This is a genomic window from Thiohalocapsa marina (assembly GCF_008632335.1).
Lineage (GTDB): Bacteria > Pseudomonadota > Gammaproteobacteria > Chromatiales > Chromatiaceae > Thiohalocapsa > Thiohalocapsa marina.
Window position 1 is genome coordinate 20,285 of the sequence record NZ_VWXX01000037.1, and the last position, 21,107, is coordinate 41,391.

At 67.0% G+C, this 21,107-nt stretch carries 16 protein-coding genes; 6 read left to right on the forward strand and 10 right to left on the reverse strand.

What is annotated here, in order from left to right; genetic code table 11:
• Positions 1 to 97: 97 nt before the first annotated feature.
• The 4 genes from F2Q65_RS16635 to F2Q65_RS16650 all read right to left on the reverse strand — a co-directional run bounded on the left by F2Q65_RS16635 (position 98) and on the right by F2Q65_RS16650 (position 2,981).
• Entirely contained in the window at positions 98 to 925 is an 828-nt protein-coding gene (locus F2Q65_RS16635; RefSeq protein ID WP_211354071.1) for a hypothetical protein, read from the reverse strand.
• A 14-nt stretch (positions 926 to 939) separates the two neighbouring features.
• Positions 940 to 1,431 carry a hypothetical protein gene (locus tag F2Q65_RS16640; RefSeq protein ID WP_246156296.1) on the reverse strand — a complete coding sequence of 164 codons (492 nt, stop codon included), beginning with the start codon at positions 1,429 to 1,431 and terminating at the stop codon, positions 940 to 942.
• A 74-nt stretch (positions 1,432 to 1,505) separates the two neighbouring features.
• Positions 1,506 to 2,015, reverse strand: coding sequence for a hypothetical protein (locus tag F2Q65_RS16645; RefSeq protein ID WP_150094535.1), 510 nt, complete (start codon positions 2,013 to 2,015; stop codon positions 1,506 to 1,508).
• Positions 2,016 to 2,477: 462 nt separating this feature from the next.
• The gene (locus F2Q65_RS16650; RefSeq protein ID WP_150094536.1) at positions 2,478 to 2,981 is read right to left on the reverse strand and encodes a hypothetical protein; all 504 of its coding nucleotides are present in this window, start codon (positions 2,979 to 2,981) and stop codon (positions 2,478 to 2,480) included.
• Between the two features lie 146 nt (positions 2,982 to 3,127).
• Between F2Q65_RS16650 and F2Q65_RS16655 the strand changes: the two genes are divergently transcribed.
• The gene (locus F2Q65_RS16655; RefSeq protein WP_150094537.1) at positions 3,128 to 4,099 is read left to right on the forward strand and encodes a LysR substrate-binding domain-containing protein; all 972 of its coding nucleotides are present in this window, start codon (positions 3,128 to 3,130) and stop codon (positions 4,097 to 4,099) included.
• 9 nt (positions 4,100 to 4,108) lie between these two features.
• Here F2Q65_RS16655 and F2Q65_RS16660 read toward each other — a convergent pair whose 3' ends face one another.
• The 6 genes from F2Q65_RS16660 to modA form a co-directional block, all read right to left on the reverse strand.
• Positions 4,109 to 7,894, reverse strand: coding sequence for a PAS domain S-box protein (locus F2Q65_RS16660; RefSeq protein ID WP_170265789.1), 3,786 nt, complete (start codon positions 7,892 to 7,894; stop codon positions 4,109 to 4,111).
• Positions 7,895 to 7,968: 74 nt separating this feature from the next.
• On the reverse strand, positions 7,969 to 8,982 hold the full coding sequence (locus F2Q65_RS16665) for a response regulator (protein ID WP_150094539.1): 1,014 nt from the start codon (positions 8,980 to 8,982) through the stop codon (positions 7,969 to 7,971).
• 515 nt (positions 8,983 to 9,497) lie between these two features.
• Positions 9,498 to 15,176 (reverse strand): excinuclease ABC subunit UvrA, encoded by a 5,679-nt coding sequence (gene uvrA / locus F2Q65_RS16670; protein WP_150094540.1) that lies wholly within the window; start codon positions 15,174 to 15,176, stop codon positions 9,498 to 9,500.
• A gap of 34 nt (positions 15,177 to 15,210) precedes the next feature.
• Positions 15,211 to 16,290: a molybdenum ABC transporter ATP-binding protein gene (gene modC, locus F2Q65_RS16675; protein WP_150094541.1), complete on the reverse strand. Its 1,080-nt coding sequence runs from the start codon at positions 16,288 to 16,290 to the stop codon at positions 15,211 to 15,213.
• A gap of 4 nt (positions 16,291 to 16,294) precedes the next feature.
• Positions 16,295 to 16,972 carry a molybdate ABC transporter permease subunit gene (gene modB / locus F2Q65_RS16680; RefSeq protein WP_150094542.1) on the reverse strand — a complete coding sequence of 226 codons (678 nt, stop codon included), beginning with the start codon at positions 16,970 to 16,972 and terminating at the stop codon, positions 16,295 to 16,297.
• A gap of 105 nt (positions 16,973 to 17,077) precedes the next feature.
• Positions 17,078 to 17,857, reverse strand: a complete 780-nt coding sequence (gene modA, locus F2Q65_RS16685) for a molybdate ABC transporter substrate-binding protein (RefSeq protein ID WP_150094543.1) — start codon at positions 17,855 to 17,857, stop codon at positions 17,078 to 17,080.
• A gap of 429 nt (positions 17,858 to 18,286) precedes the next feature.
• On the opposite strand from modA, the gene F2Q65_RS20060 reads away from it, so the two are divergent.
• From F2Q65_RS20060 to F2Q65_RS16715, 5 genes are all read left to right on the forward strand, one after another.
• A complete protein-coding gene (locus F2Q65_RS20060; protein ID WP_246156297.1) occupies positions 18,287 to 18,679 on the forward strand; it encodes a type I restriction-modification system subunit M N-terminal domain-containing protein in 393 nt (130 codons plus the stop codon).
• An 899-nt stretch (positions 18,680 to 19,578) separates the two neighbouring features.
• Positions 19,579 to 19,716, forward strand: coding sequence for a hypothetical protein (locus F2Q65_RS20330; protein ID WP_342782255.1), 138 nt, complete (start codon positions 19,579 to 19,581; stop codon positions 19,714 to 19,716).
• The gene (locus F2Q65_RS16705; RefSeq protein WP_150094545.1) at positions 19,713 to 20,105 is read left to right on the forward strand and encodes a type II toxin-antitoxin system VapC family toxin; all 393 of its coding nucleotides are present in this window, start codon (positions 19,713 to 19,715) and stop codon (positions 20,103 to 20,105) included. Before F2Q65_RS20330 ends, F2Q65_RS16705 begins: the two co-directional genes overlap by 4 nt.
• Positions 20,105 to 20,728 (forward strand): restriction endonuclease subunit S, encoded by a 624-nt coding sequence (locus tag F2Q65_RS16710; protein WP_150094546.1) that lies wholly within the window; start codon positions 20,105 to 20,107, stop codon positions 20,726 to 20,728. Before F2Q65_RS16705 ends, F2Q65_RS16710 begins: the two co-directional genes overlap by 1 nt.
• Positions 20,718 to 21,008: a nucleotidyltransferase family protein gene (locus F2Q65_RS16715; protein ID WP_150094547.1), complete on the forward strand. Its 291-nt coding sequence runs from the start codon at positions 20,718 to 20,720 to the stop codon at positions 21,006 to 21,008. Before F2Q65_RS16710 ends, F2Q65_RS16715 begins: the two co-directional genes overlap by 11 nt.
• Positions 21,009 to 21,107: the final 99 nt, after the last annotated feature.

Here is a 21,107-nt window from a genome sequence, read left to right on the forward strand (position 1 = left end):
GTTCTGCGGCAGGGCGCCCCCTGTCCCTTGTGCGCGGTGGATTGGTCCCCACCCATGGGTCGCTGCATCCAGCGGCTGAGCGAGGCTCGGCCCGCCCTTACTTGATCTCGAGCTCGACGTTGGCGCCGAACAGGTTGTCGCCCGTGCCGTCGGCGGCCACCAGGCCCAGATAATTGCCGTCCGGCGTCTCGCCCAGGTCGATCCTGAAGCGCGCTGAGGTGCCCGGATAGAGCCGGGTCGCCGCGCCCTCGAACTTGCCCACGGGATTACCGCTCTGGCTGTAGAGCTCGAGCCAGAGGCTCGGCCGCAGCCAGCGCTGGCCGGTGTTCTCGACATCGATGGCGAAGAGGCGCTTGCCGTTCTCCTTGACCAGTTGCGGGTTCGAGAACACCAGGGCGGTCTCGCCGGAGCTGCCGATGTGGGTGACGAGCTGTATGCCGAAGCGCAACAGCTGGGTCACGCTGGTGGTGCCTTCCGGCAGATCGGCGGCCGATTCCCGCGAGGTCTCCGGGATCGGCTCCACCATGAGCATGCTCCAGTAGGTGCCCGAGAGCTGATCGCCGCTCGGCACCTTGACCTCGTAGTCGATGCGCTCGGTGCCCTTGGGGGGCACCGTGACCACCTCGCGGGTCAGGCTGATCCAGCCGGCGTTGGAGCGCGGCAGTTGCCCGGGCGGGCCGTAGTCGTTGCGGCCCTCGGCATCGAAGCCGTAGTCGGTCTGATAGAGCTTGGCCTCGGCGGTTGTGTCGCCCGGGTTGCGCAGCACGATGGTGCCGCGATAGCGCTCGCCCGGTTGTGCCCGGTGCTCCTGGGTCATGTCACTCTGGACGATGACGCCGGCGTGGGCGCCGTCTGGGGCGGGGCTGAGCAGGCAAAGGGCCGCAAGGGCGATGGCGATGGCTGGAAGGCGCGTGCGCTGAGGCATGGCGTATGACTCGTTCAATCGACCCGGTAGCCGAGGGTGGCGCCGAAGCTGCCGGGTGGCTGGCTGATGGAGATCCCGGAGAGCCTGAATTGCAGGCCGATGCCGCTGCGGTCGCCCACGCCGGAGCAGAGGATCTGTTCCTGAAAGTCCGGGGTCAGATAGGCACTGCCGCCGCTGATGCTGCCCTGGCCGCTGCCGTCGCTGCTGCGACGGACCGACAGACCAACGGCGGGGGGCAGCATGGCCTGGTCCTGCCGCACCCAGAGGGTCCAGGCGGCGCCGCCGGTATTGGTGACATCGATGGTGGCCTGGGTGGCCGAGCTCTCGAATGCCGCCGGAAAGTCGGTGCCGGCGCCGCCGCTGAGATCCTGCGTGCCGAGGGCCTTTGACCAGTCGCCGAGCAGCGTCAGGTCGGCGGCCAGGGCCGCTGCCGGCGCCATGGCCGCCAGCAGCAAGGCGGGGCAAAGGCGCTTGAAAACAGGACGGGAGGGATGGGACTGGGGCATTGGATGGCGTCGTTCCGCGGCCCTCGGGACACTCCTTGCACCGAGGGCGCACGACTGCTTGCTCAGCGCCGAGATCAGATTGCGTCGACCAGGGTGAAGGTCACGGTCTTTTCTACGCTGGTCGCAGCGGCAGCCTCGACGGTTGCCGTGAGTTCGTATTCGATGCCCAGCCCTGTTTCGGAAACCGAGTCGATCCCGGTCACCACGTCCACGCCGGCCGCCGTTAGCGTTTGCTGCGAACTCGCAGCGCCATCTGGTGCCGTCACCGTGACCTTGAGGGTCAGTCCGGTGGCCATATCCGCGTCGAGTGCGGCGGTGAGCTTCTTGGCATCCGTCCCCGCGTTGGATGTTACCGACCAGCTGGTGGTGGCATCTGTTACGGGAGCCGGATCCGCGCCTGCCGCCGGCGCTGTGATGGTCATTGCTCCGGGGCTGCCACTGATGACGATATCGGCCATCTCCGGGACGGTGTAGGTCACCGTTTGATCGCCGGTGCTGGCAGCCATCGCGCCGGCGCTCAATACCATGGTCATCGCCGTGGTCAGGGCGCTGATGCGAATGCGTGTGCTGGTGTTCATGCTCATGTTTCTCTCCCGATACGTTTCGATGATTGCCTGGCCGGCGGCTCGGCCTGATCGAGCATGCCCGGCGTCTCCACCATTCCCTGGTTGTTTCTGGTTCCCCGGCCGCGGCGCCCTGGTGCGGCGCCCTGGGGGATGATCCCTGCCCCGAGGGGCTTCCTTGGACGTCAGTATTGGTCAGTTTCGATCGGTTGAGAAATAACTTCGCGAGATGCTTATATACGAAAATCACATACGATTTGTAGCGATATTCGTATGCGAAAATCGCATAAACAAAAGGCCTGGGTGGTCGGCATCTCTTGTGTATACAAAAGCTTCGTAAAGCGAACGCTGAAAGCCTGAGCGCTTCGCGTGTGGAGCGTGGCTCGTGCTGAGTTTTTTGCGCCGGATGCCGAATGGATCAGCGTCTCTTCAAGCCGTTGGCCGGCCTGGTTTTTGAATGATGGCCGATGGCCCGGACGCCATTCAAATCTGATTGGTGATGGTGTAAGTGACGGTCACCGAGTCGGCGTCGACCGGCCCGGCCTCGGCGCTGGCGCTGAGGCGGTAGGTGATGGCGTTGCCGGTGGCGGCCAGGCTGCCGATGTGGGTGACCACGTCGGCGGGGGTGGTGGTCAGGGTCTGGCGGTTGGCGACGGCGCCGCCGCCGGGGGATGCAAGCTCCACCTCCAGGGTCAGGCCGTGGGGCAGCGGTGCGCTCAGGGCCGCGGTGATCTTCTTGGTGTCGGCCCCGCCATTGGTGCTGACGGCGTAACTCGTGCTGGCGTCCACCGCTGGCGTCGGCGCGGCGCCCGCTTCCGCGGCCATGACCTGCAGCGGGGCCGGCGAGCCCGAGACACTGATCTGGGCAAATGCCTCGACCGAATAGCGGATGGTCTGGCTGGCGGTAGACCCGGCCCAGGCGGCCGGGGTCAGCGCCGCCGTGATGATCGGAAAGACAATGCAAAGACGACTGACGCGGTTGAGCATGTTGACTCCGCGATAACGGTATTGGCGCCAGACCGGGTCGGCGGAAAGGCGTGTGCCGCGGCCGACCAATCGTGTGAGTCAAACTCTATCAAGTCATCCGCAAATCACATAGCCTATATGCAAAATCGGTATATGTACGAAGATTCATGACCCTCAGACAACTGACCTATCTGCGTGAGGTCATCCGGCAGTCCTTCAATGTTTCCAATGCCGCCAGGGCCCTCTACACCTCTCAGTCCGGGGTGAGCCGGCAACTGCAGGATCTCGCCGAGGAACTGGGCGTCGATCTGTTCGTACGTTGCGGCAAGCGTTTCGTTGGTCTGACCGAGGCCGGCAAGGAGATCGCCGCGGTGGTCGACGATATATTGCGCGACAGTCAGCGCATCAGGAAGATCGCCGATGCCCATCGCGATGGCAACCGCGGCGTGCTGCGGATTCTGGCCACTCGCCATGTGGCGGCCAGCAGCCTGCACGAGGCCATCGTGCGTTGCCGGCAGGAGATGCCGGCCCTGCAGATCGAGATCAATCAGGAGGATCCGGGCCTGGCCTTCGAGCTGCTGCGCCAGCATGGCGCCGACCTGGGCATGCTGCCGGAGCCGCCGGCGCAGTTCACCGACCTGGCCTATTTCCCGCTGACGCGCTGGCATCTGACGCTGGTGGTGCCGCAGGGGCACGTGCTCATGGCGGCGACCGAGCTCACTCTGGAGACGCTGTCGGCCTACCCCTGCTGCTGTTACGAGCGCACATCGCGCTCCCGGCAGATCGTCGACGAGACCTTCGAGCTGGCAGGCATGCGCTCGCCGGTGAGTTTTTCATTGAGCAGCAGCCCCGACATCCTGCAGTACGTCGCCACGGGCATCGGCATCGGCCTGATTGCCGAGGAGGCGTTCAATGCGGCCCGTCACCCGGATCTGGCAGCGGTGGATGTGCGCCATCTGTTCCAGCCGATCACGACCGGGGTGGTGCTGCCGCGCAACGTGCGCCTGTCGACGGCGTTGCGTGCGTTCATCAAGGTGCTGTCGCCGGGCCTGGACCTGGAAGTGCAGGGTTTCGATGCCGAGCCCGTTCGTGCATTGCCAGCCGCCGGCAGGCGCCGTGAGTTCAGCGGCCTGGCCTGAACCGCCGAATCAGCACGGGGCATCCGGTAGTTGCCCAAGGGCGTCCGGGAAGCGCAGCGCATGGATCGCGTCCGCAAGCGCCTGGGCGGAGACCGGACCCAGCGCGCCGATGAGCGCCGGTCGCAGGGCCTCGAACAGCTCCAGCGCGGCAATGTCATTGCGGGTCAGCGCCGTGCGCAGTTCCGCCAGGGCGGCGTCATCCAGGGCAACGCCGGTGCCGGACGGCGGCTCCAGCGGCGGCCCGGCCTCCAGCCGTGCCTCAAGATGCGGCCTGATGGCGGTGATGAGTGCGTCGAGTGCTGCGGCAAAGTGATCGAGCAGCCCGTCGAGCTCGCCGTCGCCTGCCGGTGGCTGGGCCTTGATGGCCGATTCGAGGGCCAGTGCTGAGTCGACCAGGGCGTCAGCGCCGAGGCTCCCGGCCAGGGCGCGCAGGTCATGCAGATGGCGCGCGGCCTGGTCGTACTGGGCCTCGGCCAGCAGCCTGCGCGTGCGCACCGCCGCGTCGCCGAAGTCGTCCACCAAGTCTTGAAGCAGCTTGCGGAAGAAGCGGCCGTCGTTGCCGGTGAGCAGGGCCGCGCGGGCGGTGTCGAGACCGGTGATCTGCGGCAGGCCCGGGCCGGCGGCCTGGGCGGGGACGTACGGGGACAGCGCGCTGGCGTTCGGCGCCGGGGTCAACCGTCGCAGCAGGGCCACCAGGGCTTCCAGGTCCACGGGCTTGGCCAGAAAGTCATCCACGCCGGCGGCCCGGGCCGTCTGGCGTTCCGCCTTGAGCACGCCGGCGGAGAAGGCAATGACCGGCAGTTCGACCAGGCCCAGTTCGCTGCGGATGCAGCGGGTCGCGGACAGACCGTCCATGACCGGCATCTGGATGTCCATCAGAACGGCGGCGAAGGCGTGGGGTTGGGCGCGCAAGGCGTCGACGGCCTCGCGGCCGTCGGTGGCCATGGTCGTCTCTGCGCCCTCGCGCTTGAGTGCATGCTCGATGATCTCGCGGTTCCACCGGTTGTCGTCCACCACCAGGTAGCGGCGGCCGCGCAGGCGGGGTGCGGCGGGCGTCGCGGCGGCGGCCGTGCGTGTGGGGATCTCGGCCGCGTCAGGCCGCTGGAGCTGCAATTCAACCCAGAAGCGGCTGCCTTCGCCGAGCGTGCTGTCACAGCCGAAGCGCCCGCCCATCAGGTCGACGAGATTGCGCGTGATGGCCAGGCCGAGCCCACTGCCGCCGAACCGCCGGGTGATGCTGCTGTCGGCCTGGCTGAAGGGCTTGCCCAGCAGATCGAGGTGTTCCGGCGCGATGCCGATGCCGGTGTCGCAGACCTCGCCATGGAGCCGGACCTGGGTGCCGTCCAGCGGCTGCAGGCGCAGACGCACCCGGACCTCGCCCCGGTCGGTGAATTTCACCGCGTTGCCGGCCAGGTTGACCAGGATCTGCTCGATGCGCATGGGGTCGCCCAGCAGCCAGCCGTCGGCGTCCGCCGGCGCCTCGATGCTGAAGGTCAGGCCCTTGCTCCGCGCCGTCTCGCCCAGCAGGCTTTCCAGCTGTTCGACCACGGCCGAGAGCTGGAAGGGATGGGTGTCGATCTGGAACTGTCCGCGCTCGATCTTGGAGAAGTCGAGTACGTCGTTGATGATGCCGAGCAGCGACCGGCCGGCGGCGCGGATGTGTCGCACCATGGACTGCTGCGCGCTGGTGAGGGGCTCTTGCGCAAGCACCTGGGCGAGCCCCAGCACCGCGTTCATGGGCGTGCGGATCTCGTGGCTCATGTTGGCCAGGAAGGTACTCTTGGCGCGGTTGGCGGTCTCGGCCTGTTCCTTGGCGGTCTGCAGGGCGCGTTCGGCCTGCTTGCGCGCGGTGATGTCGGTGAGCAGACCGAGAAAGCCCGTGGGCTGGCCCTGGGGGTCGCGTATCAGGGCGACCGCGACCTCGGCGTAGGCGAGGCCGCCCCGGGGCAGTTGAAAGCGCATCTCGATGATGCCGGTGTTGTCGCCCTTGCGCAGGCGCCGGAACAGCCGTTGTTCGGCGCTCCAGTCGGCCTCGACACTCAGCGATTTGAGCGGGCTGCCGAGCAGGGCCTGCCGCGATCGGTCGACGATCTGGCAGAAGCGGTCGTTGACCCGCGCCAGACGGCCGTCGAGATCCACCTCGACAATGCCGGCCAGTCCCTGTTCGATGAAGACGCCGACGCGTTGTTCGCTGGCATGGCGCGCGGCGGCCTCGCGGGCGGCGATGAGTTCGGCCTCCTGTTGCAGCCGCTGGGTGATGTCGCGGGTGACGCCGCGCTGGCCCAGATAGGTACCGTCTGCACTGAAGTAGGGGTTGCCGGTGACTTCAACGGTGATGCGCCGGCCGTCGCGACAACAGACCGGATAGCGCAGGTCCGAGTAGGGTGTTTGCGCCAGGATGATGGCGCGCAGGCGCTCGCCGGTCTGCGCCGGCTCATCGGCAGGCAGCAGGTCCAGCGGGTTGCGTCCCAGAAAGGTCTCCGGCGCATGGCCGGTGATGGCCTCGAAGCGTGGACTGAGGTAGGTGAAGCGACCTTGGGGGTCGACCTGCCAGATGCAGTCGCTGGTGTTCTCCACCAGGGTGCGGAAGCGCTCCTCGCTGTCGCGCAGGGCCTTTCGCGCCTGTTCATGGCCGAGCGCGATGCCGATGAGATCGCCGATGGCGGCGCCGAACTCGAACACCTCTGCGGCCCAGTCACGGCGCTGGCGCACGGCATCGAAACCGACGAAGCCGACCACGCGATCACCATGCCTGAGCGGGAAGGCACACAGGGACTGAATGCCCTGCGGCTCCAGGATGGCCTGCTCGGTGGCGGCCTCCGGCGGCATGCTGGCCACCTCCGGCACCAGCACATAGCCGCGCTCGCGGAACTGCTGCCACCACCAGGGCGCGGCTTCCACCGGAATGTCCTGCAGGTCGTCGATCTGGGGCTCGATGCCGGGCGCGCACCACTCATGGCTGTTGCTCATGCGCCGGTCGCCATCGTGCTTGAGGAAGACATAGACCCGGTCGGCGCCGAAGTGCTCGCCGCTGCGTTGCAGGAAGTTGTCCACGGCGCGATCGACGTCGTCGCCGGGCATCTGCACCAGGTCGGTGGCCAGGGAGCTGATCAGGTCGCGCATGTCGCGCTGCTGGCGGGTGGTGGCCTCATGCAACTGACTGGCGCACAGGGCCTGTTCGGCCTGATGGCTTCGGGCCTGTTCGCGCAGCAGGGCCAGGGTGCGCACGGCCATCTGCTCGATCATGGTGACCAGGCCGTCGACCAGGCCATCCTGTTCGGCGTCTGCCCCGGCGATGATTTCGGCGTCGGGCTTGGCGGCGGCCGGGCCGGTCTCGACGCCCCGGCTGATGGCCTGAGCAGCGCGGGCAAGGCGCTTGTCCTCGCACAGGATGTGTCGGGCGAGCCAGCGCGTCAGAAACAGCAGCACCCGTTCCGCCGCCGCCTCTTCGTCTTCGCCCTCGGCGATTGCGCGCATATCGTGCACGGCGATGACAAAGCCCTGATGCGCCTGCCGATGCTTCACCACGCGCGCGTCTTCACCGAGCCGTTGCTGCCAGATCGCCTCTTCGGTGGCGAAGTGGTAGTCCGCGTAGTCCAGCAGGGCGGCGAAGGCGTCCGGCGGCGGGTTCGGCGCGTTTCCATCCGCGGCCGGCTGCCCGGCGACCTGGCTGGTGTTTTGTCCGGTGATCGGTCCGGTGATCTGCCAGGCGATCTGATTGATCAGCTGGAGCAGGCGCCGATGCTGGGAATCGATCTCGGCAAAGCCGGTGGTGAACTGTGCGTTCCAGGGCATCACCTCCATCGCCAGGGCCGGCGAGTTGGCGGTCGAGACAGCGCTCCCTCGGGCAGGGGTCCGGCCAGGGTCGGTCATGCCCGGACGCTGGATGCCTCTCCAGTCCCCGCGGCCGCATCGTCGATCATGTCCAGCAGGTGAACCCCGCCCGCATCCGCGGGCGGGATCCGGCGCAGGGCGCGGCCGGCCCGGTCCAGGCGTGTCTCGATGGGCAGGTTGCCCGCGTCTGCGGGCACGACGCCGATGCTGGCGCCGGCTGATAATTGTCGCTCGTCAAGTGCGTAAGGCGTGCCGAGGGCGGAGGCGATGGATTCCGCCAGCGCGGTTGCCGTCGCACGGTCGGCGTCGTCGAGCGCGAGTACGAATTGCCCGTCCGCATAGCGCGCCAGCAGGGCCTGTGGATGCATGCAGCCGCGCACGCGCTCCGCTACCGCTTGCAACAGGGCCTCCGCGGCCTGTGGTCCCAGGCTGGCCCGGACATGCGCAAGCTCGTAAAGGTGGATGAACAGCAGCGTGTCGACAGTGGCGCCATGCTGTTCGCGCTGCTGGAGACGATCCAGCAGCAGCGGGCGGTTGGGCAGGCCCGTGATGGTGTCATGACAGGCCAGCTCGGCCATGTCCTCGCGCAGCTGCTGCAGTGCCTGTTCCCGCTTGCGCAGCAGTACGTGGGTGCGCACGCGCTGGCGCAGCACCTGCGGATTCACAGGCTTGTGAATGAAGTCTACGGCCCCGGCCAGCAGCGCCAGCACGGCCCCCATGTCGCTCTCGAGGTCCTTGCCCGCCGTGATGAAGATCACCGGGATGTCCTGGGTGCGCGGTTCCGCCTTGAGTTTGCGGCAGACCTCGTAGCCGTCCATGTCCGGCATCAGCACGTCGAGCAGGATCAGGTCCGGCAGATCGCCCACGGCCAGCTTGTCCAGCGCCTGTTCGCCGGAGAGGGCGAATTCGGCGCCGAACTCCGGTGCCAGCGCCTTGGCCATGATCTGGATATTGGCCGCCCTGTCGTCGACGATGAGGACCCTGGGTCTGGCGGGCTGGGCGCTTTCGGACTTGGCCGCTTCGAGCTTGGCTTTTTCGGATTCAGGCATGTTCACCGTTTCAACTCCAACCGGCACGCCGTATCGGCTCACCCAGGGTCATTGCGCAGGACAGTCCCTGCAGCTTACACCTTGTTGGCGAAGGCATGCATCCGACGTCACGATAATCCGGAGCTCCGGTTGTCGGGTGAACCCCTGATGGAACGGCGATAGTCTAGTTCCCAAAATACAGTGACAGTGTGTCTAATAGGCCCGATCAAGCGCCAGCATATAATTACACTGTCACTTTATCTTCTGTCAGGTTGTTGGACGGCCTTGCCGGGCGCCACTGCCCCCTCTGCAGAGGCCTTGCTGCAGCCCGGCGAGGTTGATGCGCTGCCCGTTGCCGAGCAAGGGATAAAGCTGATTATTCAGCATTTCCCGTGCGGGGCAGGAAGCCCCGCCATGTTTGGCGGTACAAGCCGCTGAAAAATCAGCGATTCGGAAGCCGCGTTTTCGCATCGCGTGCTGATTTTGGCCAGGATGGCCAATCAATCAGCGTCTCCCTCAGTGTCTTGACAGGAATTTCATTGCGTCGACGAGAACACGGGTCGAAGTGCGTCGGCTGTGGCGCCTGCGCCGCAGGCGGCGAGTCGGGCGGGGGTGTCTTGGGCGATGAGGCGGCCGCCGTCGGCACCGCCTTCGGGGCCCAGGTCGATGACCCAGTCGGCGGCGGCGACGAGGTCGAGGTCGTGTTCGATGACCAGGACCGAGTGGCCGGCATCCACCAGGCGTTGCAGGACGCCGATCAGGCGCTGGACATCGGCCATGTGCAGGCCGACGGTGGGTTCGTCGAGGATGTACAGGGTAGGGCGCTCGGCGAGGCCGTCGGCGCCGGTGCGGGCCTTCGCCAGTTCGCTGACCAGTTTGATGCGCTGGGCCTCGCCGCCGGACAGCGTTGGGCTGGCCTGGCCCAGCGTGAGGTAGCCCAGACCAACCGCCTGCAGCAGTTCCAGCGGGCGTCGGACGGCGGGATGGGCGGCGAATACCTCGACGGCCTGGTCCACGCCCATGGCCAGCACATCGCCGATGCCCTGGCCGCGGTAGCGGATGGCGCGGGTCTCGGCGTTGAAGCGGCTGCCGTGGCAGACCTCGCAGGGGACCTTCACATCCGGCAGGAAGCTCATCTCCAGCCGTTGCACCCCCTGGCCGTCGCAGGCCTCGCAGCGACCACCCTTGGTGTTGAAGGAGAACCGGCCCGGGCCCCAGCCGAGCATGCGTGCCTCCGGCGTGGCGGCGAACAGGCGCCGGATGGGATCCCAGAAGCCAATGTAGGTGGCCGGGCAGGAGCGGGGCGTCTTGCCGATGGGGGTCTGGTCCACCTCCAGCACCCGGCTCAGATGCTGCCAGCCGGTGAGTCCACGGCAGCCATGCAGCCTGGCCCGCGACGGGGCGCCGCTGCGGGCCTGCCGGTTGGCCGCCAGCAGGGCGTGCAGCGAGCGTGACAGCACCTCCCGCACCAGGGTGGATTTGCCGGACCCCGACACGCCGGTGACGCAGACCAGACGCGCCAGCGGGATCTGCAGATCCAGGTCGTGCAGGTTGTTCAGGTAGGCGCCCTTGACGGCCAGCGACGGTATCCCGGCGCACGGGCGGGGCGATCCGCGGTCACATCCGGCGTGCTGACCGAGAAACCGGCCGGTGATCGATGCGGGGTCCGCTGCCAGCTCGGCAGCGGTGCCGCGGGCGACGATGGTGCCGCCCTGCACGCCGGCGCCGGGACCCAGGTCGATGATCTCGTCGGCGTGGCGCATGGTGTCCGCGTCATGTTCCACCACGATGACGCTGTTGCCCTTGTCGCGCAGACCGGTCAGGGTGGCGATGAGCTGCGCGTTGTCGCGCGGATGCAGGCCGATGCTCGGCTCGTCCAGCACATAACAGACGCCGCGCAGGTTCGATCCCAGCTGGGCGGCGATGCGGATGCGCTGTGCCTCGCCGCCGGACAGGGACGGGGCGGCGCGATCCAGCGTCAGATAGCCCAGGCCAACCTGCTGCAGAAAGGCCAGCCGCACGCCCACCTCGGCGAGCAGATCCTGACCGATGGCGGCCTCGCGTCCGTCCAGGGACAGGTCCGCTAGCCAGGCGGCGGCATCGGCGATGGTCATGGCGGACAGGGTGGCGATGGACTGTGCGCGGAAGGTCACCGCCAGGGCCTCGGGGTTGAGCCGCTGCCCGTGACAGCTGGTACAGACGGCGCCGTGCGCGCGCTCGGATCCGGTCCGGGTTTCGGGCTGGGGCTCGGTGGCGGCCTCGAGCCACTGTCCCTCTTCGCCGCTCTGCTCGGCATCGAACCCGGCCAGCGTGCGTCCGGTACCGAAACAGCTAGGACACCATCCGTGTTTTGAGTTGTAGGAGAACAGCCGCGGGTCCGGTGGCTCGAAGCCCTTGCCGCAGCTCGGGCAGGTGCGCTCGGTGGAGTAGGTGATCAGCGCGCCACCGTTCGCCGGCTGTACCCGGATCAGGCCCTTGCCCAGCGCCAGTGCCTGCTGCAATAGCGCGCGCAGCGCTGCCTCTTGCGCCGGATTGCAGTCGATCTCCCCCACTGGCAGATCGATGTCGTGCTCGCGAAACCGGTCCAGCCGGGGCCAGGGCTGGGTAGGCGTCGGCACGCCGTCCACATGCAGGTGGGTGTGTCCGTCGCGGGCGGCGCGCTCGGCAAGCTCGTTGTACAGACCCTTGCGGGCGATGACCAGCGGCGCCAGCACGCTGATCTGCTGGCCTGCGTGGGTCCGCAACAGCTGTTGCAGGATGCGCTCGCGCTCCTGCGGCACGATGGGCACCTGACAGTCCGGGCAGTGCTGCACGCCCAGCTTCACATACAACAGGCGCAGGAAGTGGTGCACCTCGGTGAGGGTGCCGACGGTGCTCTTGTGGCCGCCGCGGCTGGTGCGCTGTTCGATCGCCACCGTCGGCGGCAGGCCGAACACGGCGTCCACGTCGGCCCGGGCCGCCGGCTGCACGAACTGGCGCGCATAGGCGTTCAGCGACTCCAGGTAGCGTCGCTGCCCCTCGGCGAACAGGATGTCGAAGGCCAGCGTGCTCTTGCCGCTGCCGGAGACGCCGGTGACGACCACCAGCCGCCCCCGCGGGATGGATAGCGTGAGATCCTTGAGGTTGTGCTCGCGGGCATGGCGCACCTCGATGGCGTCCGCCGCGGCCACCACGGGCGCCGTTGTCGCCAGGTAGCTGGACGGCGCCTCGGCGATGCCGGTCACCGACTCGTCGCGCAAGGCCCGGCCGGTGTGGCTGGTGGCATGCCCGGCCACCTGCGCCGGGGTGCCGACGCAGACCAGCGTGCCGCCGTCGTCGCCGCCCTCGGGCCCCAGGTCCAGCAGCCAGTCCGCGGCCCGGATCAGGTCCAGGTTGTGCTCGATGACCAGCAGCGAATGACCCGCGTCCAGCAGCCGGCGGAAGGCCGCCAGCAGGGTGGCGATGTCGTCGAAATGCAGGCCGGTGCTGGGCTCGTCCAGCAGGAACAGCAGGCCGTTGCCGGTCTGCTCGCCGGTCTGGTTACCGGTCTGGCCCTTTCTCGGCCGGCGCAGGGATTTGGCCAGGTGCCCCGCCAGCTTCAGCCGTTGCGCCTCGCCGCCGGACAGGGTCGGTACCGGCTGGCCCAGACGCAGGTAGTCCAGGCCCACATCGGCCAGGGGCGTCAGGGCACGCACCAGGTCACGGTGGTCGGCGAAGGCGCTCAGGGCCTCGGCCACGGTCAGGTCCAGCACGTCGGCGATGTTGGCGCCGGCATCGGCCCCGCTGCCGCCGGCGATGCCCGGCAGGCGGACCTCCAGCAGTGCCGGCGTGTAGCGACGCCCGTTGCAGTCCGGGCAGCGCAGGTAGACGTCGGACAGGAACTGCATCTCCACGTGCTCGAACCCCGAGCCGGCGCAGGTGGGGCAGCGACCGGGCCCGGAATTGAAGCTGAAATGGCCGGCCTTGTAGCCCCGCTCCCGGGCCAGCGGCGTGGCGGCGAACAGCTTGCGGATGGGGTCCAGGGCGCCGACGAAGCTGGCGGGATTGGAGCGCGAGGTACGGCCGATGGGAGACTGGTCCAGCAGCAGCACGTCGTCGATCAGCGCGTCGCCGTCGATCCCGTCGCAGGCCCCCGGCGTCTCCTCCGGATGGCCCTTGGCCTTGGCCAGATGGTTGAACAGCACATCCTGCACCAGCGTCGACTTGCCGGAGCCGGACACGCCGGTGACCACCACCAGGCGTTGCAGCGGGATGTCCACGTCCAGCCCGCGCAGGTTGTGCGCCCGGGCGCCGCGGATGCGAATGCAGGGGGTGTCGGCATCCGCCGCGCGCGGTTGCCGCGGGGGCTCGATGCGCCGACGAGCGGACAGATAGGCGCCGGTGAGGGAACGCGGGTCGTCCAGCAGGGCCCGGGGCGACCCCTGAAACAGCACCTCGCCGCCGCGCTCGCCGGGGCCGGGGCCGATGTCCAGGATCTGGTCTGCCGCGCGCATCACCTGGGGGTCATGCTCCACCACCAGCAGCGAATTGCCCTGATCCCGCAATCGGCGCAGGATGCCGACGATGCGCTCCATGTCCCGCGGGTGCAGGCCGATGCTGGGCTCGTCCAGCACGAACAGCGTGTTCACCAGCGCGGTGCCCAGGGCGGTGGTCAGGTTGATGCGTTGCACCTCGCCGCCGGAGAGGGTGCGCGACTGGCGATCCAGGGTCAGGTAGCCCAGGCCGACCTCCGTCAGGTAGCGCAGCCGCGCGCGGATGTTGTCCAGCAACAGCTCCATGGCCTGGTCCATGGCGCCGGGCAGGGTCAGGTCGTCGAAAAAGCGGCAGGCCTGGGCGATGGGCAGGCGCATCAGGTCGTGGATGTTCAGGCCCGGCAGGCCGTACCAGGCGGTCTCGGGCATGTTCAGGCGCGGGTGACGGAAGCGGTGCTCCCGGGGTAGCGCGGCGTCGGCCAGGTCATGGGCGCCCACTCGCCAGTCCAGCGCCTCGTCCTTCAGCCGCGCGCCGGCGCAGGCCGGGCAGAGGTCGTAGCTGCGGTAGCGCGACAGCAGCACGCGCACATGCATCTTGTAACTGCGCGCCTCCAGCCACTGGAAGAAGCGCCGGATGCCGTACCAGACGCCTGCGTCCCAGTCGCCTTCGCCCTCCAGCACCCAGGTGCGATCGGCGTCCGACAGCGCGCCCCAGGGCAGGTCGACGGGCACGCCCGCGCGCTGGGCGAAACGGATCAGGTCCTGCTGCACCTCGGCGTAGCTGTCGGACTGGATCGGCCTGACCGCCCCCTCCAGCAGGGTCTTGCCGGCGTCCGGCACCACCAGGGCCCAGTCGATGCCGATGGTGCGGCCGAAGCCGCGACAGGTCTCGCAGGCCCCCACCGGCGAGTTGAACGAGAACAGGTTGGGTGTGGGCTCCCGGTAGGCGATGTCGCAGTCCGGGCAGTGCAGGTCAGCGGAGAAGCGCCAGGGCGGACCGGGGGTGCGCTGATCGTCCAGCGGGTAGACCCGTAGCCGGCCGTGGCCGTGCTCCAGCGCCGCGGCCAGGGCCTCGAGGGTGCGGCCCTGGTGCTCCGGGGTGAGCCGCAGCCGGTCCTGGATCACCTCGATGCGCGTCGCGTCCTCCGACAGGGTGCGGATGTAGCCCTGCTGTGCCAGCAATTCCTTCACCTGCGCGACGGTCAGGCGCTCGGGCACCGGGACGTCGAAACAGATCAGGATCCTGGGGGCGTCGTGCCGGTTGCCGCCGCCGTCGCCGGGGGTATTCCCGGATGCGCTTCCAGACGCGTTTCCAGACTGGCTGACGCGGTGCAGCAGGGCGCCCCAGATGCTCTCCGGGGTGTCGCGTCGCACCTCGCGGCCGCAACCGTGGCAGTAGAGTCGGGCGGCACGGGCGAACAACAGCTTCAGATGGTCGTTCAGCTCGGTCATGGTGCCGACGGTGGAGCGCGAGGTGCGCACCGGATTGGTCTGGTCGATGGCGATGGCGGGCGGGATGCCGTCGATGCGCTCCGCCCGCGGCCGGTCCATGCGATCGAGGAACTGCCGGGCGTAGGGCGAGAAGGTCTCGACGTAGCGGCGCTGCCCCTCGGCATAGACGGTGTCGAAGGCCAGGGACGACTTGCCGGAACCGGACACGCCGGTGACCACGATCAACTGCCCCAGGGGCAGGTCCAGATCGAGGTTTTTCAGATTGTTCTGCCGCACGCCGCGCAGGCGGATGCGGTTGTCGGCATCTGACATTGAAGCTGCATCCAGCGGAAACCAGCCCGCCAGTTTATAGCAATGCCGCCGCCTTTATCTGGATCCAGACCGCATCGCCGGGGGCGAGTTCGAGCTGCGCGGCGGAGCGCCGCGTCACCCGGGCCAGCAGCGTCCCGCCGCCGAAGTCGAGCCGTACAAGTGCCAGTGCCGGGTGGTCCTCGTCGCCGATGGACTCGACCCGGGCCGGCAGGCTGTTGAGGATGCTTGAGCCCTCGGTGTGGGCGCGCGCGATGCTGACGTCCCGCGCCAGGATGCGCACCCGAACATGGTCGCCCAGGGCCGCGCCCGTGTCGCGCACCCAGAGGCTCGCATCGCCGCAGCACAGCCGCAGCAGGTGCCAGCGTTCATCACGCTCGACCACGGTGGCGTCGAGCACCACGCCGGCGTCCTCGCCGAGGCGGATCGGCAGATCCAGCATGGACAGCACCGCATTCAGCGGGCCGGCCCGCCGCACCCGGCCGCCGTCCATGACCACCAGATGATCCGCCAGCCGGGCGACCTCGTCCGGCGCATGACTGACATAGATGATGGGGATCTCCAGCTCGTCGTGCAGGCGCTCCAGGTAGGGCAGCACCTCCTGCTTGCGTGCCAGATCGAGCGCCGCCAGAGGCTCATCCATGAGCAGCAGCCGCGGGCTCACCGCCAGCGCCCGCGCCATGCCGACACGCTGACGCTCACCACCGGACAGGGCCGCCGGCCGGCGCTCCAGCAGATGATCGATGCCCAGCAATTCGACGGCCTGCTCCAGGCGGAAGCGGGTGTCGCGCGCCCCCGGGTTCGCGCGGCGGCTGCGTTTCTGGCCGTAACGCAGATTGCCGAGCACGCTGAGGTGCGGAAACAGGCTGGCCTCCTGAAACACATAGCCGATGGGACGCCGATGCGTCGGCACCCAGGTCTCGGCATCCTGCCAGACCTCGCCGTTGAAACTGAGCCGACCCTGTCCGGCCCGCTCCAGCCCGGCGATGCAGCGCAGCAAGGTGGTCTTGCCGGAGCCCGAATGTCCGAACAGCGCGGTCACGCCGCGCGCCGGCAGTTGCTCGTCGACCTCCAGGCTGAAGCCGGGCCAGGCCAGGCGGACATGCACATCCAGCATCGACTCACACCTTTCGCGGATGCGGACGCCAGGAATAGAGCGCCAGCAACACCAGGAACGAGAACACCAGCAGCACGGCCGCCAGGCGGTGGGCGTTGCCGTACTCCAGGGCCTCGACATAGTCGTAGATCTGCACCGACGCGACGCGGGTCTCGCCCGGGATGTTGCCGCCGATCATCAGCACCACGCCGAACTCGCCGACGGTGTGCGCAAAGGTCAGGATGCCGGCGGTGACGAAGCCCGGCGCCGCCAGCGGCAGCGCCACGGTGAAGAACCGATCCAGGGGCGACGCCCGCAGCGTTGCCGCCACCTCCAGCGGGCGCTCGCCCATGGCCTCGAAGGCGTTCTGCACCGGCTGCACCATGAACGGCAAGGAGTAGAACACCGAGCCGATGACCAGCCCCCAGAAGCTGAACGGCAGCAGGCCGATGCCCAGCGTCTGGGTCAGCCATCCCACGGGCCCGTTCGGACCCATGGTGACCAAGAGGTAAAAGCCGAGCACCGAGGGCGGCAGCACCAGGGGCAATGCCACGACGGCGCCCACGGGGCCCTTCCAGCGCGAGCGCGTGCGCGACAGCCACCAGGCGATGGGCGTGCCGACCACGAACAGGATCAGCGTGGTGATGGTGGCCAGGCGCAGCGTCAGGGCAATGGCCTCGAGATCGGCGTCGGAGAGGAACATGGTTGCGGTCGAATGCAGTCGGGGATTGTTTGTCTGGCTGGCGGCTGGCGGCTGGCGGCTGGCGGCTGGCGGCTGGCGGCTGGCGGCTGGCGGCTGGCGGCTTTCTTACTCCGTCTGATAGCCGAAATCCCGAATCACCGCCTGCGCCTTTTCGCTCTGGAGATAGGCGATGAGCTCGATGACCGCCGGGTTGTCTCGCCCGCGGTGCAGCATCACCGCATCCTGCCGGATCGGCGCATGCAGATCGCCCGGCACGATCCAGCCTGAGCCCTTGGCAATCCGGCCGTCCTGCATCACCTGCGACAGGGCGACGAAGCCCAGATCGGCATTGCCGGTGTCGACGAACTGAAAGGTCTGGGCGATGTTCTCGCCCATGACCAGCCGAGGCTCCAGGGCCTGCCTGAGGCGCAGTGCCGACAGCGTCTGCATCGCCGCCTCGCCGTAGGGGGCGAGCTTGGGGTTGGCGACGGAGAGCTTGTTGAAGTTGCCGGTCCGCAGCAGCGACGGATCATTCTCCACTAGCCCGGGCTTGGCGGACCAGAGCACCAGGGAGCCGATGGCATAGGTAAAACGCGAGCCCGGCACGCCGACGCCTTCCGCCTCCAGCCGCTCGGGCCGCTTCTGGTCTGCTGCCAGCAGAGCCTCGAAGGGGGCGCCGTTGCGGATCTGGGCGTAGAACTTGCCGGTCGCGCCGTAGGATGTCCGCACGCTGTGGCCCGTGTCCTGCTCAAACAGCGCAGTGATCCGTTTCATCGGCGCGGTGAAGTTGGCGGCCACGGCGATCTGTGCCTCGCCTGCCGTGGCGCTGGGCGCCGCACCGGGCGCCGCTACGGCGGCTGCGAGCGCAAGGAGCAGAGCGATAGAAACATGGGGGCGTACTTTCATCGGGCGATTTTCCGCTCGGGAGGGATGAAACAGGCAAGGCGGGATGGCCTGAGCGATAAGATTACAGCCAAAATAAAGCAAATAGTGGGCCAATAAGCAATACGCTTGCTCCCGCTCATATAGGGCCCCAATCGCCTGCTTCACGCCAGACAGGCATCGGTCGGCACGGCATGGCGACCGGATTCCCCCGGCGATGACGTGCTCGTCACCATCGCGCACAAGGGTTGTGACGAGCCTCGCCACGACTTTACCCAGCGTCCCCGGGGCGGGGCAGGATCAACGTTTTCGGCCATGACCCGGTAGATGATGCGGTAGCATTTGACAAACATCTCAGGGTGCTCGCGAAGCCCGACGGCCAGCAGTTCCCGCCCTGGTGCTTGGCCAGGATGGCTGACATATCAGCGTTTCCCCAAGGAGTAACGACGGGCCATGAACCATGTGATCCATAACAGCATCGTGAATTTTATCTGGGGCATTGCCGACGACGTGTTGCGCGATGTCTACGTGCGCGGGAAGTATCGCGATGTCATTCTGCCCATGACGGTGATCCGCCGGCTCGACGACGTGCTGGAGCCGACCAAGGATGCGGTGCTGCGCATGAAGGCCCACCTCGACGGGGCCGGCATCGTCGATCAGCGCGCCGGGCTGTGCAGCGCCTCGGGCGAAGCATTCTACAACGGCTCCCCGTTCACGCTTCGCGACCTCCGCAACCGAGCAAGGCAACAGCAGCTCAAGGCCGATTTCGAGGCCTACCTGGACGGTTTCTCCCCCAACGTCCAGGAGATCCTCGACCATCTGGGTGCTGACCAACCGCAAGTCTGATACGCGCCGGGGCAAGGTCCAGCTCATCGACGCAAGCGTTTGGTACGTGCCGCTGCGCCGCAACCTCGGCAAGAAGAACTGCGAGTTCTCCGAGGAACAGATCCGCGCCATCTGCGACCTGGTTGTCAATCCGGTCGAAACCGAGAAATCCAGGATCTTCCCCAACGAGGCCTTCGGCTACTGGAAGGTGGCGGTGGACCGCCCGCTGCGCCTCGCCGTAGACCTGAGCCAGTCCCGGCTGGAACGGTTCGAGCGGACCTGCGCCAAGGCCAAGGAAGAGCCGCTGGCCAACCTGGCCCGTCTCGTGGCCGAGACCCTTGGTATCGGCCCACACCCGGACTTCAACGCCTTCATGGATGCCTGCGACATCGATGCCGACAAGCACGGCATCAAGCTCACCGCCAAGCGCAAGAAGCTGCTGCAAAGTGAACTCTGCGACACCCGCGAGGATGCCGCACCGGTGCTGAAAAAGGTTCACAAGCCGGGCAAGGCCACGCCCGATCCCTTTCACGGGCTGTTCGAGGCCGAGGTGAACGGTAAGGCATGCGTGGTCGAATACGAGCCGGATACCAACCTGCGCGACAGCGAGCAGGTGCCGCTGCTGGAAGAAGGTGGCATCGAGGCATTCTTCCGGCGCGAGGTGCTGCCCTACACCCCGGATGCCTGGATCGATCCGGGCAAGACGCTCGTGGGCTATGAGATCTCCTTCACCCGCCACTTCTACCGGCCCGCGCCCATGCGCACCCTGGTTGAGATCAAGGCCGACATCTACGCCCTGGAGCAGGAGACCGAGGGCTGCTGGAACAGATTATTGGAGAACCATCTTGAATATCGAGTCCCAACTGCTGGAAGGCATTCGCGCCTTGGCACCGGAAAAGCAAGCGGAGGTGTTGGATTTCATGGAGTTTATCCGCCAGCGCCACAGCGCAGAGGAGAAGAAACTTCGGCCTATCGGGCTGTGCAAGGGGGAGTTTACCGTGCCCGATGACTTCGACGCCCCGCTGCCGGAGGAGATATTGCGAGATTTCGAGTCATGAATCCATTGCTCGATACCCACATCTTCCTCTGGTACATCAGCGCCGATTCACGCCTTGCGCCCGAGATCGCACAGGCCATCCGCGAACCGGAAAATCGGGTCTATCTGAGCCCCGTGTCACTCTGGGAGTGCCTGGTGAAACATGGTCTGGGCAAGCTGCCGCTGCCCGATGCCCCGGAAACCTGGCTGCCACGCCAGCGGCAGCGCCACGGCATCGCCACGCTGGACTTGGACGAGGCCAGCGTCCGCCACCTGGCCAAACTGCCGCCGCTGCACCGTGATCTCTTCGACCGGATGCTGATCTGCCAGGCCATCGAGCATGGCCTGGTGCTGGTCACGGTGGATGAAGCAGTCCGGCAATATCCGATCGCCATGTTCGAGGGTGAGTGATGAAGCTGGCCCCTTATCGAGAATACAAGGATTCCGGCGTGCCGTGGCTGGGGAAGATTCCGGCGCACTGGGAGGCAACAAGGCTAAAGCGCGTTTCTCAAGTTCAATCTGGTGTCACTCTTGGAAAGAACTATAATCTTACGTCCGATCAGATTATGGAAACCGGTGAGTTTGCCGTGTATGGCGGGAACGGTTTGCGTGGCTATTTCAGCAATTACAACAAGGACGGGAAATATCTCTTGGTTGGTCGCCAAGGTGCGCTGTGTGGGAACGTGCATCGTGTTGAGGGTAAATTCTGGGCCACCGAACATGCGGTGGTCACAGATGTGCGTCTAGGAGTTTCGACCGACTGGTATTACTACATGCTGACAGTGATGAATCTTAATCAATACTCAGAGTCAGCGGCACAACCAGGTATCTCGGTTGAGAAGATACAGAATTTGCGCACTGCGCTGCCCTCACTGGAAGAACAAGAAGCGATCGTTTCACACATTGAGAGGGAAACAGCCACCATCGACTACACCATCACCCGCGCCGAACATGAGATCGAGCTGATGCGCGAATACCGCCCCCGGCTGATCTCGCACTCGGTCAATACAGCAGGTGATCGCCATGCACCGTGAGCATGCCCTCGAACGACTGGCTCAAGGCAAGGTGGAGCTGCAAGAGCGCTTCGGCGTCACCCGTCTGGCCCTGTTCGGCTCCACCGCGCGGGGTGAGGCAGGGGCCGACAGCGACGTGGATGTGTTGGTGGCCTTCGATGGACCGGCGACCTCGAAGCGCTACTTCGGGGTACAGTTCTATCTGGAGGACCTGCTCGGCTGCGCGGTCGATCTGGTCACTGAGAAGGCACTCCGACCGGAGCTGCGCCCTTACATCGAACGGGAGAAAGTGGATGTCTGAGTCAACGGGTCGGGACTGGCGCTTCTACGGATGCACGGTAGGGCGGATAAGCGAAGCGCATCCGCCACAGGCCACAATGGCGGATGCGCTTCGCTTATC

Bases quoted from the DNA above. Each gene is read 5' to 3' on its own strand.
- F2Q65_RS16635 (WP_211354071.1), bottom strand. From the start codon at position 925: ATGCCTCAGCGCACGCGCCTTCCAGCCATCGCCATCGCCCTTGCGGCC.
- F2Q65_RS16640 (WP_246156296.1), bottom strand. From the start codon at position 1,431: ATGCCCCAGTCCCATCCCTCCCGTCCTGTTTTCAAGCGCCTTTGCCCC.
- F2Q65_RS16645 (WP_150094535.1), bottom strand. From the start codon at position 2,015: ATGAGCATGAACACCAGCACACGCATTCGCATCAGCGCCCTGACCACG.
- F2Q65_RS16650 (WP_150094536.1), bottom strand. From the start codon at position 2,981: ATGCTCAACCGCGTCAGTCGTCTTTGCATTGTCTTTCCGATCATCACG.
- F2Q65_RS16655 (WP_150094537.1), top strand. From the start codon at position 3,128: ATGACCCTCAGACAACTGACCTATCTGCGTGAGGTCATCCGGCAGTCC.
- F2Q65_RS16660 (WP_170265789.1), bottom strand. From the start codon at position 7,894: ATGCCCTGGAACGCACAGTTCACCACCGGCTTTGCCGAGATCGATTCC.
- F2Q65_RS16665 (WP_150094539.1), bottom strand. From the start codon at position 8,982: ATGCCTGAATCCGAAAAAGCCAAGCTCGAAGCGGCCAAGTCCGAAAGC.
- uvrA (WP_150094540.1), bottom strand. From the start codon at position 15,176: ATGTCAGATGCCGACAACCGCATCCGCCTGCGCGGCGTGCGGCAGAAC.
- modC (WP_150094541.1), bottom strand. From the start codon at position 16,290: ATGCTGGATGTGCATGTCCGCCTGGCCTGGCCCGGCTTCAGCCTGGAG.
- modB (WP_150094542.1), bottom strand. From the start codon at position 16,972: ATGTTCCTCTCCGACGCCGATCTCGAGGCCATTGCCCTGACGCTGCGC.
- modA (WP_150094543.1), bottom strand. From the start codon at position 17,857: ATGAAAGTACGCCCCCATGTTTCTATCGCTCTGCTCCTTGCGCTCGCA.
- F2Q65_RS20060 (WP_246156297.1), top strand. From the start codon at position 18,287: ATGAACCATGTGATCCATAACAGCATCGTGAATTTTATCTGGGGCATT.
- F2Q65_RS20330 (WP_342782255.1), top strand. From the start codon at position 19,579: ATGGAGTTTATCCGCCAGCGCCACAGCGCAGAGGAGAAGAAACTTCGG.
- F2Q65_RS16705 (WP_150094545.1), top strand. From the start codon at position 19,713: ATGAATCCATTGCTCGATACCCACATCTTCCTCTGGTACATCAGCGCC.
- F2Q65_RS16710 (WP_150094546.1), top strand. From the start codon at position 20,105: ATGAAGCTGGCCCCTTATCGAGAATACAAGGATTCCGGCGTGCCGTGG.
- F2Q65_RS16715 (WP_150094547.1), top strand. From the start codon at position 20,718: ATGCACCGTGAGCATGCCCTCGAACGACTGGCTCAAGGCAAGGTGGAG.